Raw genomic sequence first — 18,608 nt, 5'->3', positions numbered from 1 at the left:
ACTATGGCCCAACCCGGGAATCTCTTGGCAGGCGGGCGCAGAGTTGGCATCAGCTTCTTGCATGCCAGTAAAGCTGCATGGCGAAGATCGAGGACAGATGCAGGTCACCGAAGGCGCATTGCCGGATGAAATCACCGATCTCACGTCAGGCTACCGGCGCGTGCCGGCCGGCAAGATCGTCAATGCGGTGACATGGATGGAAGCGCGGGCGCCGGTACCAGGTCTCGCCCAGCCCCTGGCCATGACCCGGATCTCCAAGCCCGACAGCGCCGCCTACCGCGCGATCTTCCTCGTGATCGGCGCTCCCTGGCTGTGGGATCGCGCCGCCGAAATGTCGGATGCCGAAGTATCAGCGCATTTCGCCGATCCGCGCCAGCATCTCTACTATGGCCATGATGACAGCGGCGGCCATGTCGGCATGGTCGAATTCCGCATGGCCGACGGCAACGAGATCGAGATCACCTATTTCGGCCTGTTCCCCGGCTTGACCGGCCGCGGCCTTGGCAAACGGCTGATGGCCGGCGCGCTCGACCAGGCATGGCGCCTCGGCCCCGGCCGCATCTGGCTGCACACCAGCAGCATCGACCATCACAGCGTCATCGGTTTCTACCGGGCTTGCGGGTTTGAGCCCTATGCGGCCGGCTTCGAAATCACCGACGATCCCCGGATCAAGGGAACCTTGCCGCGCGATGCCGCCCCGCAAATCCCGTTGATCGAAACGGAATGGGTGCCCGGCGCCAGATGAGACCGTCTTCGGAACCCGCCGGCCTGTCATCGTCTCACCATCGCCGGTGGGTGCGGCGCGAGAGCATCCTGTCGAGGCTGGAGCGGCATGTCGACACGCGCATCGTGCTGTTCGCCGCGCCCGCCGGCTTCGGCAAGTCGACGACGATGGCGCAATGGGCGGCTGAGGTCGCGCGCCACGGCCGGTTGACGGCATGGTTGTCCTGCGAGGCGACGGACAATGACGAAGGCGCCTTCCTGTCGCATCTGGTGGGGGCGCTGCGCCACCTGGTCCAGAATCCTGCAGAGCTCGACCTCGCCTTCCAGTCGAGCCCGATTCCGCAACTCGATGTGGTGCTCGCGGCGCTGGTGGCGGGTTTTGCGGCGCGCGACGCCGAAATCACCCTGTTCTTCGACGACTACCATGTCGTCGAAGCGCCAGCGGTCAAACGGTTCATGGAACGCCTGACGCGGCAGGCGCCCACCAACGTCGCCTTCATCATCGGTTCGCGCAACCTGCCCGACCTGCAGCTCGGCAAGCTCAGGGTGCTTGGCGACGTTTTCGAAATCGGCCCGGACGACCTGCGTTTTGCTTCGTCCGAAGCCGAAGCCTTCTTCAACGACAAATTGGGTCTCAGCGTCAGCAGCGGCACGGTCGAGACCCTGTGCTCGCGGACCGAGGGTTGGGCCGCCGGCCTGCAACTTGCCTCGCTGTCGCTCAGCGCCGCGCATGCACCGGAAACCGTCATCGGCAATTTCACCGGCGCCAACCGCAACGTCGCCGATTTCCTGATGGGCGAAGTCTTCCTGGGGCTACCGCCGGCCCTGGCGAAGTTCCTGCTCCACAGTTCGATCTTCGAGCGCTTCAGCGCCGAAGCGTGCCGGGCGGTCCTGCGGGCGGCGGATGCCGAGGCCGATATCACCGAGATCGAGACCCGCAATCTTTTCCTGGTGCCGCTCGATGAGGAGCGGCGCTGGTTCCGCTATCATCATCTGTTCCATGACTTCCTCAGCCGCGAAATGGAGAGGCGCGAACCGGAGATGATCGCACCGCTGCACCTGGCCGCCGCCGAATGGTTCGGCGAACGCAAGATGCTGACCGAGGCGATCGGGCATGCGCTCGCCGCCGGCGACCACGCGCGCGCGGCGGTGTTCGTCGAGAACAACGCGCTCGAGCTCATCGCCCAGTGCCAGTTGCTTTACGTGCGCCAATTGCTGGCGCTGCTGCCGAGGAAACTGGTCGACCAGCGCATCCGCCTGCAGCTCGTGGTGCTGTGGCTGGCGGTGCACAGCAGCCAGCCCGAGATCGCCCAGCAGACGCTCGCCAGTGCGCGCAAGCTGGTTGAGACCGGGCCGGCCGACAGCAAGGATCCGGGTACGCTGACCGGCACCACGATCGAGGCCGAAATCGCCGTCCTCGATGCCGCCGTCCACAGCACGCTGGAGCGGTTCGAAGCCGCGCGCGACACCGCATTGGCCGCCCTGCGCATCATCGCGCCCGATGCCTGGTTCATGGAAGGGGCGACGGCCAATGTCATCGGCTACAATCTCTACGCATTGGGCGACCTCGAGGGGGCGCGGGCGGCGGTGGACGCGGCGCGCAAGGCGCATGAGCGAAGCGGCAGCCTGCTCGGCGTCACCATCGCAAATTGCTACATGGCGGTCATCGAACGCTCGGCTGGCTGTCTGCCCGCCGCCGAAAAATTGCTGCGCAACACGATCATCGAGGCCAGGACGCGCATTGGCGCGAATTCCTATGCCGAGGCGCTGGCCGGAACGCTGCTGGCCGAACTCGCCTACGAGACCAACGCATCCGGCGAGGCACTGACGCTGGTCGAGAATCTCGGGCCGCTGATCGAGGGTGCGGCGGTCATCGTCTATCCCCTGGCCAGCGTGCCGACCTATGCCCGCGTCCTGCAGTTGACCGGTCGCGGCGACGCGGCACTCGACATGCTGGAACGCGTCTACCAGCGCGTGCGTGGCTCCGTCTACCGCCGCCTCGCTTCGGTGCTGGTGCATGATCGCATCCGGCTGCTGATTGACCAGAATCGCATCGCCGAGGCACGCACCCTGCTCGACGAGCATCGCCGCGAAAGCGCGGAAGCCGCCCCCACCGTCGCCAACGAATTCGAGTTCTTCGCCGAAGGCCGGCTACTGACGGCGGAAAAATCCTCCGCGGCGGCCGCGGCGCTTTTCGACGCGCTGCTGGAGCGGACGAAAAGCAGCGGCCGCATGCGCCGCCACATACTGGCGCTGATCCTGCGCGCCAAGAGCGCCGGCCATGACCAGCGCGAGGCCGACCGTTATCTCCTCGAAGCGCTGCGCCTTGCCCGGCCTTCCGGCTTCATCCGCTCCTTCGTCGACGAAGGCAGGCCTGTGGTCGAAGCATTGATGCGGCTGCGGGCGGCGCAAGCAAAGACCGACCCGTCCGTGTCGGCCTATGCGACGCGCATCATTGACGCCGCGCAGGCCATGCCCGTGGCGACACGAAAGTTGGCCGCCCCTGCAGCCGAGAAGGAACAGCTCACCCAGCGCGAATCCGAGCTGCTGCGTTGCCTGTCGGAAGGCATGTCCAACCGCGATATCGCGGTTGCGCTGTCGGTCAGCGAAACGACGGTGAAATGGCATTTGAAGAACATTTTCGGCAAGCTCTCGGTCTCGAACCGTGTCCAGGCCGTGCGTGCCGCACAGGCGGCGGCAAACCTCCGCCCCCCTCCGAAAGGAGGGGCATAGATACCAGGCACAACCCCTCTTTCGGGTCGGGTCGTGGCATCGTTAGCCTGCTAGCGTCGTCCGGACTTTAAAGGACGCTGCTCATGGCGACAGGTTACGTTTTTCACGAACAACTGATGTGGCATGACACTGGCCCCAGCGCCGACATGATGCCTCCCGGCCGTTTCGTGGAACCCGGCCGGCACCTGGAATCGCCGGGGTCGAAGCGTCGGCTGAACAACCTCATCCAGGTCAGCGGCCTGGCGCGCCACCTGGTGCCGATCCTTGCCGAGCCGGTGACGGTCGAGGATCTGCTGCGCGTGCACACGCAGCGCCATGTCGACGACATCAGGATGCTCAGCGAACGCGGTTCCGGCTTCGCCGGCCCGCAGGCGCCGATCGGCCTCAACAGTTTCGACATCGCCCTGCTCTCCGCCGGCACCACCTATGCCGCGATGCGCGCGGTGCTGACCGGCCGTGTCGACAACGCCTATGCGCTGGCGCGGCCGCCGGGGCATCATGCCGAGCCCGACCAGGCAATGGGCAACTGCCTGTTCTCCAACATCGGTGTTGCCGTGCGCCGGTTGCAGCATGAAGGCCTGCTCGGCCGCGCGGCGATAGTCGACTGGGACGTGCATCACGGCAACGGCACCGAGACGGTGTTTTATTCCGATCCGTCGGTGCTGACCATTTCCCTGCACCAGGACAATCTCTATCCGACCGGGCGCGGCGCGCTGGCCGACAATGGCAAGGGCGAAGGCGAAGGCTACAACATCAACATACCGCTGCCGGCCGGCAGCGGCACCGGCGCCTACGAAGCGACCTTCGACCGCGTCGTCGCTCCGGCGCTGCGCGCCTACAAGCCGGATCTCGTCATTGTTGCCTCCGGCTTCGATGCGTCGGGCTTCGATCCGCTCGGCCGCATGATGCTCAACAGCGAGTGCTTCCGGCGCCTCGCCGCGCGCATGGTGGCGCTGGCGGCCGAGACTTCCAACGGACGGCTGATGATGACCCATGAAGGCGGCTATTCCGAGGGCTATGTGCCGTTCTGCGGCCATGCCGTCATCGAAACGCTCGCCAATCACCGCACCGAAGTGGTCGATCCGCTGTCGGACCATATCGACGAATGGGCCGGGCAGGACTTGCAGCCGCATCAGGCCGCGGTGATCGATGCGGCCGAAGGCCTGCTCGCCGGGCTGCGCCAACGCCTCGCAAGTGCTGCCTGACACGATGGATTTTGTCGTCACCACGCTCCTCAACGCACTGACGCTGATCAGCATCCTGATGCTGGTCGGGCTCGGGCTGGCGATCAGCTTCGGCCTGATGAACGTGACCAATCTGGCGCATGGCGAATTCGTCACCGTCGGCGCCTTCGCGGTCTATTTTGTCCAGAGCGTCGGCGGCTCGTTCTGGCTGGGGCTGCTTGCTGCCCCGATCGCCGGCGCGGTGGTCGGCTGCATCCTGGAGTTCGCCATCATCCGCCATCTCTATTCGCGGCCGGTCTCGACCGTGCTCGCCACCTGGGGCGTCAGCCTGATCCTGCAGCAGGGGCTGGAACTGACCTTCGGTCTCGGCGCCAAGCCGGTTACGCCGCCGATCGAGGGCACGCTCGACTTGTTCTTCACCGTCTATCCCGCCTATCGGCTAATCCTGATCGCCATAGCCATGCTGACCTTGCTCGGTGTCGTGCTGCTCATCAGCCGGACGTCGTTCGGCCTCGACATCCGCACCGTCATCCAGAACCGCGAAATGGCCGAAGGCGTCGGCATCAACACGCGGCGCACCTACGCCATCGCCTTCACCTTCGGCGCGGCCATCGCCGGGCTCGCCGGCGGGCTGGTCGCGCCGCTGGCGATCGTGCTGCCGCAGATGGGAGTGAACTATCTCGCCAACGCCTTCTTCGTCGTGATTGTCGGTGGCGTCGGCTCGATCGGCGGTCTCGTTGCCGGAAGTGTTTTCGTCGGCGGGCTGACGAGTGTGCTCAACTACCAGATCTCGCCATCGCTGGCACAGGCGATCGTGCTGCTGGCGGCCATCGTCGCCGTGCGGCTGCGGCCCAACGGCCTGTTCAACGGAGCGTCGCGATGATCGCGCGCGACCGCAACTGGCTGGTGATCTTCGCCGTCTGCGTGACGCTCGCGATTGTCTATCCTTTCTTCGCCGACGGCTACCAGCTGACGGTGATCCGCGACGCGCTGATCTTCGGCCTGTTCGCGGCGAGCCTCGACTTCTTCTGGGGCCGCACGGGCATTCTGTGTTTCGGCCATGCCGCCTTCTTCGGCATTGGCGGCTACATCATGGCGCTCACCACCCTCAACGACGCCATCCCCTTGGGCAGCGTGCTCGGCATCCTGGGCGCGATTGCGGGTGCTGCCTTCGTCGCCGCCATTATCGGCTACTTCCTGTTCTTCGGCGGCATCCGCGGCAGCTACTTCACCATCGTGACGCTGGCCATGGGCGTCATCTGCCAGCAGGCCGCGGTCTCCTGGAGCTCGGTCACCGGCGGTGACAGCGGGCTGATCGGCATCCCGCCGATCGCGTTCGATCTCGGCGGGCTGCATGTCGATCTCAGCCAGGACCTGCCCTCCTACATCTTCGTTGCGGCGATCGTCGCGGTGGTTGTACTGGCGCTGTGGTCGATCAGCCGTGGTCGCTGGGGCATGGTGCTCACCGCCATCCAGGACAATGAAGTCCGGGCGGCCGCCCTTGGCCACAATGCGCCGCTAAGGCTGCTCGCCACCTTCGTCCTGTCCGCTGCGATCGCTGGGCTTGCCGGCGCGCTCTATGTCTGCATGGCCGGGCTGGTGGCGCCCGATTTGTCCGGGCTGCTGCTGTCGACGGAAGTGATCGTCTGGGTGGCGGTTGGCGGGCGCGGCACGCTGCTTGGCCCGGTGCTGGGCGCCATCGCCATCCAGCGCGCGCAGCAGACGATCAGCAGCTTCAACCCGAGTCTGTGGCCCCTGCTGCTCGGCTGCGTCTTCGTCATCATCGTCTTCGTGCTGCCGGACGGCATCCTGTCGATCTATGCGCGGCTGAAGGGCCTGTTCAACGGCAGGAGGCCGGCGCAATGAGCGACGTGCTGCTTCAGGCCGAGAACGTCGGCATCCGCTTTGGCGGGCTGCAGGCGCTGGAAGCGTTGAACCTGACGGTGCGCGACAAAGAGCTCTGCTGCATCATCGGGCCGAATGGCGCCGGCAAGAGCACCTTCCTCAACCTTTTGACCGGCACGCTTCGCCCGACCAGCGGCAGCGTGCGCTTTCTCGGCCATGACATCGCCGGCCTGCCGCTGCACCGGATCGCCCGGCTCGGGATCGCCCGAAAATTCCAGATCCCGTCGGTCTTTCCGAGCCTCTCGGTCGAGGACAACCTCAAGGTCGCACGGTGGGGGGCCTCTTCACCGGTGCGTCCGGTCGGTGAGCTGCTGGACCTGGTCGCGCTTGGTAACCGCGCGGCCACGCTGGCCGGCGAACTGGCGCACGGCCAGAAGCAATGGCTGGAGATCGGCATGGCGCTGGCGATCGAACCAAGGCTGCTGCTGCTCGACGAGCCGACCGCCGGCATGACGCCGCAGGAAACGCTGGCTACCGCCGAGATGCTGCTGCGGCTCAAGGGCGAGTTCTCGATCGTCGCGGTCGAGCACGACATCCGCTTCGTGCGGGCACTGAACTGCGAGACGCTGGTGCTGCACCAGGGACGCCGGCTGCGCAGCGGTCCTTTCCACGACATCGAGACCGACGAAATGGTCCGCGATGTCTATCTGGGGAGGCGCTGACCATGCTGCGGACACTCGCGGTCTCGGCCGGCTACGGCCTGCTGCCTGTGCTGAACGGCATCGATCTCAGCGTGGCACCGGGTGAAGTCGTCGGCCTGCTTGGCCGCAATGGCGCCGGCAAGACGACGCTGCTGCGCGTCATCGCCGGCAGCCTGAAGGCGAGCGGCGGCGCCGTGGTTCTCGGCGATCAGGACCTTACCAACGCGGCGGCCTTCCGCCGGGCGCGGGCGGGCATAGCGCATGTGCCGCAGGGCCGCGGCATCTTCAACCAGCTGACCGTGCGGCAGAATTTGGAGGTCGGCACGCGCGCAGCCAGGGACCGTGGCGACGGCGGCATTCCTGACGACACCTTCGGCTATTTTCCGATCCTGCGCGAACGCGAGGCGCAAATCGCCGGCACGCTGTCGGGTGGCCAACAGCAGATGCTGGCGATCGGCCGCGCGTTGTGCGGCCTGCCTTCGGTGCTGCTGCTCGACGAGCCGTCGGAAGGCATTCAGCCGAACATCGTGCAGTCGATCGCCGAACTGGTGCCGCGCATCGCCCGCGAGCGCGGCATCGCGATCGTTCTGGTCGAGCAGAATCTCGATCTCGTTCTCAAGGCGGCGGACCGCTGCCTGGTGATGGAAAAGGGCAGGATCGTGCACGAGGGCACGCCGGCGGCGTTCGCCGACGAGAGCCTGCTGAAGGACCTGTTGGCCCTATGAGGCGCGCCTGGACCTGCTGACTTTGTAAGGCGTGCATGGGGCGCGCCCGGACTGGAAGGGAACATAACAATGATAAGCAGAAGAACGATCCTGAAATCCGGCGGCGCTGCCGCCGCCTTCGCCATGGTCGGCGCGCCGTCGATCCTGCGCGCCGCCGACACCGTCAAGGTCGGCCTGTCGATCCCGATCACCGGGCTGCAGGCGATCCTCGGCGAGACGCTGCTCAATTGCTACAAGCTCGCCGCCGCCGAACTCAACGCCGCCAACGGCATTGGCGGCCGCCAGATCGAACTGTTCATCGAGGACAACCAGACCACGACCAAGGGCTCGATCGACAAGGCGCGCAAGCTCATCAACGAGGACAAGGTCGATGTCGTCATGGGCACGATCATCTCGCCCGAGCGCAGCGCGACGCTGTCGGTGACCTCCAAAGCCAAGAAGCTGTTCTTCTACCCGACCAATTTCGAGGGTGGCGAATGCAATCGCTACTTCGTCGCCACCGGGCCGATCCCGATGCAGCAGGTCGACCCGATGATGCCATGGGTGGCCGAGAATCTCGGCAAGACGATCTACATCATGGCTTCCGACTATGCCTGGCCGCAGAAGATGACGGAGGCAATCACGGCAGCTTACGAGAAGACCGGCGGCAAGATCATCGGCGCCGACTACTATCCGTTCGGCACCACGGATTTCGGCCCGGCCTTCCAGAAGATCAAGTCGCTGAAGCCCGATGTCGTCTGGTCGATGGTGGTCGGCAACGATGCCGTCACGCAGCTCAAGCAGTATCGTTCTTTCGACATCAAGCAGCCGCTGATCGCGCCGCTCGACGAGGTTTTCAACAAGGACGCGCTGCCGCCAGGCGTCGCCGCCGGCACCTATGCGCCGCAGCCTTACTGGATGGCGCTCGACAATCCGGTCAACAAGAAGTTCATCGCAAGCTTCCGCGAAAAGTTCGGCCAGGAGAAGATGGTGAACGGCATCGGCGAGGCCGGCTATAACGGCCTGCATCTCTATGCGCTGGCCGCCGAGAAGGCCGGGTCACTCAGGGATGACGATGTGCTCAAGGCATTGCCGACCATCGAGTTCGACGCCCCGCAAGGCAAGATCCGCGTCGATGCCTCGAACAACCACACGCTCTGCCATTCCTATGTCGGCAAGGCGGCGGCGGACGGCATCGGCTACGAGATCGCCAAGGATTTCGGCACCATCACGCCGGTCACGCCTTACTGCAAGGTGTAGGATCTTACACTCAAGCGGCCCTGACGGCGGCTTAACCGCTGCCGTCAGGGCGTCCGCGGCGCCGGCAGCCGCTCGCGCAATTCGTCGACAAGCACCCTGGTGTTTTCGGAATAGTCGATGGGCACGACGACGAGATGCACACCGCCGCCGGTGAAGGCCCGTTCCAGCGCCGGCCGCAAATCGGCGATCTCCGTAACCCTAGTTCCCTTGGCGCCATAGGCCTCGGCATATCTGACGAAATCGGGATTGCCGAAGGTCATGCCGAAATCCGGGAATTCGTCGACCGCCTGCTTCCAGCGGATCATGCCATAGGCGTGGTCCTCCAGCAGCAGGATGACCAGGTTGAGCTTCAGCCTGACGGCGGTCTCCAGTTCCTGGCTGTTCATCATGAAGCCGCCGTCGCCGCAAATGGCCATGACACGGCGCCGGGGATAAAGCAGTGATGCCATCATCGCCGACGGCAGGCCGGCGCCCATCGTGGCCAGCGCATTGTCGAGCAGCAGCGTGTTTGCCATGCGCGTGCGGTAGTTGCGTGCGAACCAGATCTTGTACATGCCGTTGTCGAGGGCGAGGACCCCGTCCGCCGGCATTACGGCGCGCACATCATGCACGATGCGCTGCGGCGTGAAGCGGTCTTCGGCGGCGCGCGCGGCGATGCGGCTCAGAATGCCTTCCCTGAGCGGCAGCAAGGCCTGCGCGTTGGGGATCTTGCCCTCGATGCGGTCCGCCAGCAGCGCCAGCGACGGGCCAAGATCGCCAACGATCTCGGCCTGCGGGAAATAGACCTGCTCGACATCGGCCGAGTGATAGCCGACATGGATGACCTTCGGCCCGTTGGCGCCCATGATGAAGGGCGGTTTCTCCACCGTGTCGTGGCCGATGGTGATGATCAGATCGGCCTGTTCGATGGCCTCGTGCACATAGTCGCGCTCCGACAGTGCCGCCGTTCCCATGTAGAGTTCGGTGCCGCCGGGCACCGTGCCCTTGCCCATCTGCGTGGTGAAATAGGGTATTTGCGTGCGCAGCACGAACTGGGCGACATCTGGGGTCACACGCGGACGCGACGCCGCCGCGCCGAACATCAGCAGTGGACGCTTGGCCTCCAAGATCATGCGGGCGGCGCGATCGAGCGCGTCCGCGCTGGCCAACGGCAGTTCGACCGGGTGCGTCGGCACCAGCGCCATCGGCTCGCACTCGGCCGCCGCAATGTCTTCCGGCAGTTCCAGATGCACCGGGCCGGGCCGCTCTTCCTGGGCAACGCGGAAGGCCTCTCGCACCAGCGAGGGGATCATCTTGGGCGAGACGATCTGGCGCGACAGCTTGGTCAGCGGCTTCATCGCCGCGACGATGTCGACGATCTGGAAGCGCGCCTGCCGCGATGACAAGATGCCCTTCTGGCCGGTGATCATGATCATCGGCATCGCGCCGAGCAGCGCATAGGCCGCGCCGGTCGTCAGATTGAGTGCGCCAGGGCCAAGCGTGGTGATGCACACGCCTGCCTTGCCGGTGAGCCTGCCATAGGTAGCGGCCATGAAAGCAGCCGCCTGCTCATGTCGGGTCAGGATCAACTGGATCGACGAGCGGCGGATCGATTCGACGATGTCGAGATTCTCCTCGCCCGGAATGCCGAAAATCCGGTCGACCCCTTCATTCTCGAGAGCCGCCACGAACAGATCCGAACCTTTGGTCATGAACCGCCTCTCCTGCAATGCACACGTTCCGCCTTCATATGGCATTGGAAAGCGGCACCTCAAAAAGCGCAAGCCTGCTCTGTTGGCGATCAGCCCATCAGTTTCGGCAGGGCGGCCGCCAGCGCATCGATGGCGAGCCTAACCTTGAGCGGCAGATGCGGCGTCTGCAGCCAGAGCGCGTGGCAGTCGTAGAGATAGTGCGGCTGGTCCGGCAACAGCGCGACCAGCCCACCGGCCTCTATGCGCGCGCGGACCAGCCACCATGGCAACCACGCCAGCCCCATGCCTTCTGCCGCTGCATCGGCGATGGCATCGAGATCGTCGAGCCGCAGGCGGCCGGTCGGCATGATCTCCTGTGCGGATTGCCCTTCACGCGCAAACAGCCAGGGCTGAACGACCTGGCCAAGCCTGCGATAGACAATCGCCTGATGATCGGCGAGGTCTTCGATCCGCCGCGGCTCGCCATGAAGCCCGAGATAGGCGGGCGAGGCACAGACGACCATGCCTTGCCGCGCAACGCGGCGGGCGATGATGCCCGCCTTATCGTCCAGATCGCCGGTGCGGATGGCAAGGTCAAAGCCGTCTTCGGCAAGATCGGCGAAGCGGTCGCTGAGTGACAAATCGAGTTCCAGCATCGGATAGTGCCGCGCCAGCTTCAGCAGCACGGGGGTGACGCAGTGGCGGCCGAAATGCGCCGGCATGGTCACGCGCAGTCTGCCTCTCGGTTCCGAAAACTGGTCGGCGGCCAGCGCATCGGCGGCTTCCGCCTCGGCCAGCACGATGCGGCAGCGTTCATAATAGGCGCGACCGAAATCGGTCAGGCTCTGGCGGCGCGTGGAGCGATTGATGAGGCGAACGCCGAGCCGCTCTTCGAGAGAACGGACATGCTTGCCCACCATCGGCCCGGACAGGTCGAGCGCTACCGCCGCTGCCGCGAACGAGCCAAGGTCGACCGCCTTGACGAACACGGCCATGCTCTCGAGCCTATCCATATTCGAAACCTATGGTTTCTACTGCTTTACCCTTACGCCCATTTATCTATCAAGTCTCTGGCTACATAGCCTATTCGGTACAGATAATTTGGAGTAACCCGAATGGCTCGTACTGTCTATTTCCATCAGCATGGCGGTCCAGAAGTCCTGCGCATCGAGGATATCGATCTCGCTCCAGCGGGTCCGGGAGAGGTTCAAATCCGCGTCAAGGCACTCGGCCTCAATCGCGCCGAGGCACTGCTGCGTGCGGGCAGCTATATCGAGACGCCCGCCCTGCCCTCCGGGCTTGGTCTCGAGGCGGCGGGAATTGTCGAAACGGTAGGCGAAGGCGTGAACGATTTCGTCCCGGGCGACGCCGTCAGCGTCATCCCGCCGCAATCGATGGCGCGCTGGCCGGCTTACGGCGAGCTGGTCACCTATCCCGCCGGGCTCATCGTCAAGCACCCACCGTCGCTCGACTGGCAGACAGCGGCGGCTGTCTGGATGCAATATCTCACCGCCTATGGCGCCCTGATCGACATCGCCAGACTGAGCAGTGTAGACGCTGTCGTCATCACCGCGGCCTCCAGCAGCGTCGGGCTTGCCGCGATCCAGATCGCCAACAAGGTTGGCGCGACAGCGATCGCGGTGACGCGAACATCGGCAAAGAAACAGGTCTTGCTCGATGCCGGCGCGGCGCATGTTGTGGTCCTGGCCGAGGAAGATCTCGCCGCACGGCTGAGCGAGATCGCCGGACCGCAGGGCGTGCGCGTCGTGCTCGATGCAATCGGCGGTCCGATCTTCGAGCCGCTGACAGGGGCAATGTCAAAGGGCGGCATTCTCATCGAATATGGTGGACTGAGCCCCGAGCCGACGCCGTTCCCCTTAGCTGCCGTGTTGGGCAAGACGCTGACGTTGCGTGGTTATCTCGTGCACGAGATCACCGGCGCCCCAGAGAAGCTGGAGATCGCGAAGGCGTTCATCCTTGAAGGCCTGGAAACCGGCACGCTGAGGCCGATCATCGACAGGATCTTTGCTTTCGACCAGATCGTCGAGGCGCACCGCTACCTCGAATCGAACGAGCAGTTCGGCAAGATCGTCGTAACGGTTTGAGCGACGGCAGCGGCCAACAAATCATTCTTGCCGGCAATATCGCCCTTGAAGCCCTGGCTCCGCATTCCTAACTGTCTGGAGCGGGCCGGGCCCCTCTGACGATCGCTTCTGGTGATTGTGATGTCGGACCGCTTTAACGGGCCCGTTTCCACCTTTTTCGGTCAAGCGGGCTCAATCCTTTCGGTTTGGAGCCCCGTATGACATCTTCCCTCCTTGGTTTGGTTTGCCCCTCCTGCCGTGTCGCGCTCGTGATGAGCGAACGCCAGGGTATCGAGATCGACTATTGTCCGCAGTGCCGTGGCGTCTGGCTTGATCGAGGCGAACTCGACAAGATCATCGAGCGTTCCGGCAGGGAGGCGTCGCCTGCGCCGCAGCCACAGCCGGCAGCCTTCTCCCAGCCGCAACACGGCCGCGATGACGACTATTCGCGCTCGCAGGGCCATCGCTATCCCAAGCGGAAGAAATCCTTCTTCGAGGAATTGTTCGATTGACCGGATGACGCCCGGCGCCTGCTGAAATTTCCAAAAAAGCCACATCGATAAAGGTTCATCTGCGATGATGTCTCGCACCAGCCGATTTGCAACCCTGTTTGCCGGGCTGTTCCTGGCATTCTCCATGATCGCGATCGATCATGCCGAGGCGCGGCGCGGCGGCAGTTTCGGCAGTCGCGGCACGCGCACGTTCCAGTCGCCGCCGCCGACCAGGACCGCGCCGGCGCCGATCGCTCCCGTCGCGCGTTCGATGACACCCAACACCGGTGTGAACGCTGCCACCCGGCAGCCGCAGGCCGGCCCACAGCGGCCGGGCTTCATGAGCGGTTTTGGCGGAACGATGATGCGCGGCCTGCTGCTCGGCGGCCTGATCGGCCTGCTCGTCGGGCAAGGGTTCGGCGGCCTGGCCGGCATGTTCGGCTTCCTGCTTCAAGCCCTGCTCATCATTGGCGCGATCATGCTGGCCATCCGCTTCTTCCGCTCGCGGTCGGCGCAGGGCCCCACCCCGGCGCTCGCCGGTGCCGGCAATGCCCAGGCGCCGCGATTTGAGAACCGCGCTCCGGCACAGCAGCAAACGGCCGGCTCGTTCACAATCCCCGGCTTTGGCGGAGGTTCGGGCGGAGGCTCTCCGGCTGACGTCTCCGAGGAGATCACGCTGGCTCAGAGCGACCTCGACGCATTCCAGAAGCTGTTGACCGACGTCCAGGAAGCATTCGGGCGCGAAGACCATGCCGCCCTGCGCCGGGCGACAACGCCCGAGATGGTGTCCTATCTCTCGGAAGAGCTGGCCGACAATGCCCAGAAGGGTCTCCGGAACGAGGTCTCCGATATCACCTTGCTGCAGGCAGACATCGCGGAAAGCTGGCGCGAGGACGACCGCGACTACGCCACGGCCGCGTTGCGCTACGAGTCTCGCGACGTGATGCGCGAACGCGGCAGCGGCAAGGTCATCGAGGGCGACGAAGACCATCCGACAGAGACGACCGAACTGTGGACTTTCACGCGTCAGAATGGCTCGAGCTGGAAACTCTCGGCAATACAACAGGCCTGAGCCGGCCATTGAAGGAGGGTCGTCGCGGGGCGCCTTAGCGCACGATCCTGACGCACATAGGTGTGCCGATCTCGATGGTGCGTCCGATGTCCGTCAGCAGGCCTGCGCACCGAAATAAGGCGCCTCCCGAACCACAAACACCAGGGCAATCCTTTCATGATTTCCTCCCCGCCGGCCCGCGCGTAAGCGCGCGGGATTGGGCAAAATTTCGCCCGCCCTCGCTTGCAACATTGCCCCATATGTGAAAATACTATTTACAAAAGAAGATTAGCGGGAGGAGACGTCATGCAGTCCGGCGCTTCGAGGCGTGTTCATATGGCTGGCCTGAGCCTGCTGCGAGACTGCCGGTGCCGGCCATGAGCGACTTCGCGCCCACCGTCGGCGTTGCCTCGACCTTCCCCCAAAACATGCCTGAGGCGCACGCGGCATTGCCGGTGTGGAACGCCGAGAACTGGTTCTACGAGGACTGGCCGGTCGGCCAGAAAATCCGCTCGTTGCGGCGCACGATGGCGGAGGGCGACAGCCACCTCTTCAACACGCTGGTGCTCGACATCCACCCCTATGTGCAGGACCAGATGTTCGCCGAAAGCGAAGGCATTTTCGGCAAGCGGCTGATCGCCGGCGCTTTCGTCTTTTCGGCGGGGCTCGGGCTGGTCGCCACCAACTGCGTCAACGCCTTTTCCTATGGCTATGACAAGCTCCGTTTCATCAAGCCTGTCTTCATAGGTGACACGATCTATTCGATCCGCTCCAACCTCGACAAGAAGCCGCGCTACAGAGAGATGGGACTGATCCGTGCCAGCTACGAAGTGTTCAAGGGCGAAGGCGAGTTGGTCCTCTATTGCGAGCACCTGCAGACGGTGAAGTACCGCAACCCGGCCGATTTCGTCGGCAAGACGGAGAAATGAAAATGCCGGCTTTGGCCGAATTGCCGCTTGCCGGTCTCGTCGTCGTCGACATGAGCCAGTTTCTGTCCGGGCCTTATTGCTCGCTGCGGCTGCTCGACCTCGGTGCGCGCGTGATCAAGATCGAGCGGCCGGATGGCGGCGACCTGTCGCGCCGGCTCTATCTCAGCGATACCGAGATCGGCGGCGATTCCACGATCTTCCACGCCATCAACCGCGCCAAGGAAAGTTTTGCCATCGACCTCAAGAACGAGGCGGATCTCGACGCGCTGCGCGGGCTTCTGGCAAAGGCCGATGTGCTTATCCAGAATTTCCGGCCCGGCGTCATCGAGCGGCTCGGCCTCGACTACGAAGCCGTCCGCAAGATCAACCCGCGCCTCGTCTACGCATCGATCAGCGGCTATGGCGAGGACGGCCCATGGGTCAAGCGGCCCGGCCAGGATTTGCTGGCGCAATCGCGTTCCGGCGTGATGTGGCTCAATGGCGACGAGGACCAGGGACCCGTGCCCTTCGGGCTGGCCATCGGCGACATGCTGGCGGGTGCAGCCTGCGCGCAAGGCATTCTGGCGGCGCTGGTGCGGCGCGGCATCACCGGCCAGGGCAGCCATATCGAAACCAGCCTCCTGGAAGCACTGGTCGACTTCCAGTTCGAGGTGCTGACCACGCATCTCAACGACGGCCGCCGCTTGCCCAGGCGCTCCAGCTTCCGCAGCGCGCATGCCTATCTCTCGGCGCCCTACGGCGTCTACCCGGCCAAGGACGGCTATCTCGCCATCGCCATGACGCCGATCCCGAAACTCGCCGACCTGCTGTCGCTCAATGAGTTGACGCCTTATCGCGACAGACCGGCCTCGTGGTTCACCGCGCGCGACGACATCAAGACGATCATCGCGCAGAGGATCGCCAGCAAAACCATCGACGAATGGCTTGATATTCTCGAGCCGGCCGACATCTGGTGCGCCAAGGTGCTGACCTGGCCGGAGATGCTGGCCAGCGAAGGCTTTCAGTCGCTCGACATGCTGCAGACGGTGACGCGCGAGGACGATGTCTCGATCCTCACCACCAGTTCGCCGCTCAGGGTCGACGGTGCCAGGGCCAAGGTCGATCGGGCCGCGCCGCGCATCGGCGAGCACAGTGCCGCGATCCGCGAGGAGTTCGGCCTGTGACCACGCTCAAGGGTATGACCTGGAGCCATCCGCGCGGCTATGATCCGATGGTCGCCTGCTCGTCGCTTTGGCAGCAGAGGACCGGCGTCGCCATCCACTGGGACAAGCGCTCGCTGCAGGATTTCGAGTCCTTTCCGGTCGAGGAACTGGCGCGCGCCTATGATCTGATCGTCATCGACCACCCGCATGTGGGCCAGATCACGGCGGAACGCTGCCTCGCGCCGCTGGATGTCGGCGGCCGCGAGGCCGAGCGCGCAGCGCTCGCCTCAGGCAGCGTCGGCCAGTCCTATCCGAGCTACGCCTGGCAAGGACGGCAATGGGCGTTTCCGATCGATGCGGCCAGCCAGGTCCAGGCATGGCGGCCGGACGCGCTCGACGCGCCGCCGGCGCGCTGGAGCGAGGTGCTCGACCTCGCCCGGCAAGGCCGCGTGCTTTTGCCGTTGCGGCCGCCGCATGCGCTGATGGTGTTCTATACGCTTGCCGGCAATCTCGGGCACGCTTGCGCGACCGATCCGTCCCGCGATCTCATCGATAGCGAGACCGGCTGCGAAGTCTTCGAGATGATGCGAGAGATCGCCGCGGTGGTCGACCCGGCCTGTTTGGAGATGGATCCGATCGCGGTTTTCGAACGCATGGCGGAGGCCGATTCCCGCATTGTCTGCGCTCCACTCATCTACGGCTACGTTTCCTATGCGATGTCAGGGTTTCGCGCGCACCGGCTGGCCTTCACCGACATCCCGGCTGTCGGCTCCAGCGGCCCTATCGGCTCAGCGCTCGGCGGCACGGGCATAGCGGTGTCAGCCTTTTCCAAGGCGAAAGATGCAGCGACGGACTTCGCCTATTGGGTCGCCAGCAGCGACGTGCAGCGCGGCGCCTATGCTGCTGCCGGTGGCCAACCAGGCCATGCTGCCGCCTGGGAGGACCAGACCGTCAATGCCGCGACCGGCAATTTCTATCGCGACACGCGCGCGACGCTGGAGGGCGCATGGGTGCGGCCGCGTCATGATGGCTACATGGCGTTCCAGCAGGCGGCGTCCGACCGCATCCTGTCGGCCATGACCTCCGGGCACAAAGCCGCCCGGGTCGTCGCTGATCTCGTCGGCCTGTTCCGGGAGAGTGCCGCCGCGCAGGTGTCCGGCGCCGCTGCTGAGAGAGGAGCCTGAGCGAAACCGGGCGGAGGAGAACGTCTGGGCTACGCCCCGGCGAGACGCCGAGGCAAATCCAACTATTCCAACCGCCAGAGCTTGCGGGCATTGCCCGACAGCAACCTCTCGCGCTCCGCGACGCTGCAACCGGAAAGCAGCGCGTGGGTCGCTGCCACCCAAGTCGACAAGCCGCCACCAAGCGTGCAGACCGGCCAGTCGCTGCCCCAGACCACACGGTCCCAGCCGAACGCAGCGATGCTGTGCTCGACATAGGGCCGCAGCGTCCCGACCGTCCAGCTGCCGGAATCGGCATAGGCGACCACACCGGAAATCTTGGCCATGACGTTCGGACGCCGCGCGATCTCGCTCATATGCTCGCGCCAGGGATGCTCGGCTCCGCCCTTGATGTCGGGGACGCCGCAATGGTCGAGAACGAACTGGACGTCGGGTGCGAGGTCGGCCAGCGCTATTGCTTTCGGAATCTGGTGCGGCAGCACGACGAGATCGAAAGTCAGGCCGATGCCGCCAAGCCGCTTGATGTTGTCACGAAACACCGCGCCTTCCGACAGATCATCGGGCATGACATGGAGCACGCGGCGGAAACCCCTGACGAAAGGATTTGCCCGCTGCCTTTCGAGATAGGCCGGGAAATCCGCGTCTTCCGGCCGGCAGGACGCGATCGCCCCGACCAGCATGCTGCCGGCCTGTCGCGACAGACCTTCCACCCGTGCGGTCTCGGCTTCAATGTCAGCCGGATCGACATCGACCTCCATGTGCAGCACGCGCTCGACGCCGACACGCTGCGCCTCGGTGGCATAGTCCTCGTAGGAGAAATCGCGGTTGAGCGGCGGCACGCCGGCAAGCCAGGGATAGCGCAAGGCCGAGCGATCGATGAGATGCAGATGGGTGTCGATGATCACTGGAG

The 18,608-nt window shown here is 64.7% G+C and carries 17 protein-coding genes; 14 read left to right on the top strand and 3 right to left on the bottom strand.

What is annotated here, in order from left to right; genetic code table 11:
- Window positions 1–97: 97 nt before the first annotated feature.
- The 8 genes from FJV80_RS00395 to FJV80_RS00360 all read left to right on the top strand — a co-directional run bounded on the left by FJV80_RS00395 (window position 98) and on the right by FJV80_RS00360 (window position 9,150).
- A complete protein-coding gene (locus FJV80_RS00395; RefSeq protein ID WP_095786775.1) occupies window positions 98–745 on the top strand; it encodes a GNAT family N-acetyltransferase in 648 nt (215 codons plus the stop codon).
- Complete coding sequence (locus FJV80_RS00390; RefSeq protein ID WP_142875261.1) at window positions 742–3,456, top strand: LuxR C-terminal-related transcriptional regulator; 2,715 nt, start codon at window positions 742–744, stop codon at window positions 3,454–3,456. The genes FJV80_RS00395 and FJV80_RS00390 overlap by 4 nt, the downstream gene beginning before the upstream one ends.
- An 83-nt stretch (window positions 3,457–3,539) precedes the next feature.
- Window positions 3,540–4,661, top strand: coding sequence for a class II histone deacetylase (locus tag FJV80_RS00385; RefSeq protein ID WP_095786776.1), 1,122 nt, complete (start codon window positions 3,540–3,542; stop codon window positions 4,659–4,661).
- Window positions 4,606–5,523, top strand: coding sequence for an urea ABC transporter permease subunit UrtB (gene urtB, locus FJV80_RS00380; protein ID WP_245437946.1), 918 nt, complete (start codon window positions 4,606–4,608; stop codon window positions 5,521–5,523). Before FJV80_RS00385 ends, urtB begins: the two co-directional genes overlap by 56 nt.
- Entirely contained in the window at window positions 5,520–6,506 is a 987-nt protein-coding gene (locus FJV80_RS00375) for a branched-chain amino acid ABC transporter permease (RefSeq protein ID WP_142875260.1), read from the top strand. The genes urtB and FJV80_RS00375 overlap by 4 nt, the downstream gene beginning before the upstream one ends.
- Complete coding sequence (locus FJV80_RS00370; protein WP_095786778.1) at window positions 6,503–7,207, top strand: ATP-binding cassette domain-containing protein; 705 nt, start codon at window positions 6,503–6,505, stop codon at window positions 7,205–7,207. Before FJV80_RS00375 ends, FJV80_RS00370 begins: the two co-directional genes overlap by 4 nt.
- 2 nt (window positions 7,208–7,209) lie before the next feature.
- Window positions 7,210–7,911, top strand: a complete 702-nt coding sequence (locus FJV80_RS00365) for an ABC transporter ATP-binding protein (protein WP_142875259.1) — start codon at window positions 7,210–7,212, stop codon at window positions 7,909–7,911.
- A 69-nt stretch (window positions 7,912–7,980) separates the two neighbouring features.
- Window positions 7,981–9,150, top strand: a complete 1,170-nt coding sequence (locus tag FJV80_RS00360) for a substrate-binding protein (protein WP_095771259.1) — start codon at window positions 7,981–7,983, stop codon at window positions 9,148–9,150.
- 44 nt (window positions 9,151–9,194) lie between these two features.
- Here the strand turns inward: FJV80_RS00360 and FJV80_RS00355 are convergent, their stop codons facing one another.
- Entirely contained in the window at window positions 9,195–10,841 is a 1,647-nt protein-coding gene (locus FJV80_RS00355; protein ID WP_142875258.1) for an acetolactate synthase large subunit, read from the bottom strand.
- 89 nt (window positions 10,842–10,930) lie between these two features.
- The gene (locus FJV80_RS00350) at window positions 10,931–11,833 is read right to left on the bottom strand and encodes a LysR family transcriptional regulator (RefSeq protein ID WP_095771261.1); all 903 of its coding nucleotides are present in this window, start codon (window positions 11,831–11,833) and stop codon (window positions 10,931–10,933) included.
- A gap of 102 nt (window positions 11,834–11,935) precedes the next feature.
- On the opposite strand from FJV80_RS00350, the gene FJV80_RS00345 reads away from it, so the two are divergent.
- The 6 genes from FJV80_RS00345 (at window position 11,936) to FJV80_RS00320 (ending at window position 17,701) form a co-directional block, all read left to right on the top strand.
- Entirely contained in the window at window positions 11,936–12,925 is a 990-nt protein-coding gene (locus tag FJV80_RS00345; protein ID WP_142875257.1) for a zinc-dependent alcohol dehydrogenase family protein, read from the top strand.
- A 197-nt stretch (window positions 12,926–13,122) separates the two neighbouring features.
- Window positions 13,123–13,416: a zf-TFIIB domain-containing protein gene (locus FJV80_RS00340; protein ID WP_032929194.1), complete on the top strand. Its 294-nt coding sequence runs from the start codon at window positions 13,123–13,125 to the stop codon at window positions 13,414–13,416.
- 64 nt (window positions 13,417–13,480) lie between these two features.
- Window positions 13,481–14,467 (top strand): Tim44 domain-containing protein, encoded by a 987-nt coding sequence (locus FJV80_RS00335; protein ID WP_142875256.1) that lies wholly within the window; start codon window positions 13,481–13,483, stop codon window positions 14,465–14,467.
- A gap of 356 nt (window positions 14,468–14,823) precedes the next feature.
- Window positions 14,824–15,375, top strand: coding sequence for a MaoC family dehydratase (locus tag FJV80_RS00330; protein ID WP_142875255.1), 552 nt, complete (start codon window positions 14,824–14,826; stop codon window positions 15,373–15,375).
- 2 nt (window positions 15,376–15,377) lie between these two features.
- A complete protein-coding gene (locus FJV80_RS00325; RefSeq protein ID WP_142875254.1) occupies window positions 15,378–16,538 on the top strand; it encodes a CaiB/BaiF CoA-transferase family protein in 1,161 nt (386 codons plus the stop codon).
- 14 nt (window positions 16,539–16,552) lie between these two features.
- Entirely contained in the window at window positions 16,553–17,701 is a 1,149-nt protein-coding gene (locus FJV80_RS00320; protein ID WP_142875508.1) for an extracellular solute-binding protein, read from the top strand.
- A gap of 62 nt (window positions 17,702–17,763) precedes the next feature.
- On the opposite strand, the gene FJV80_RS00315 is transcribed toward FJV80_RS00320, so the two are convergent.
- A complete protein-coding gene (locus FJV80_RS00315) occupies window positions 17,764–18,603 on the bottom strand; it encodes an amidohydrolase (RefSeq protein WP_095771265.1) in 840 nt (279 codons plus the stop codon).
- Window positions 18,604–18,608: the final 5 nt, after the last annotated feature.

This window comes from Mesorhizobium sp. WSM4310, from assembly GCF_007003935.1.
GTDB lineage: Bacteria > Pseudomonadota > Alphaproteobacteria > Rhizobiales > Rhizobiaceae > Mesorhizobium.
Note: the sequence above shows the minus strand (reverse complement) of the source record. Positions and strands in the feature narration are given on the sequence as shown.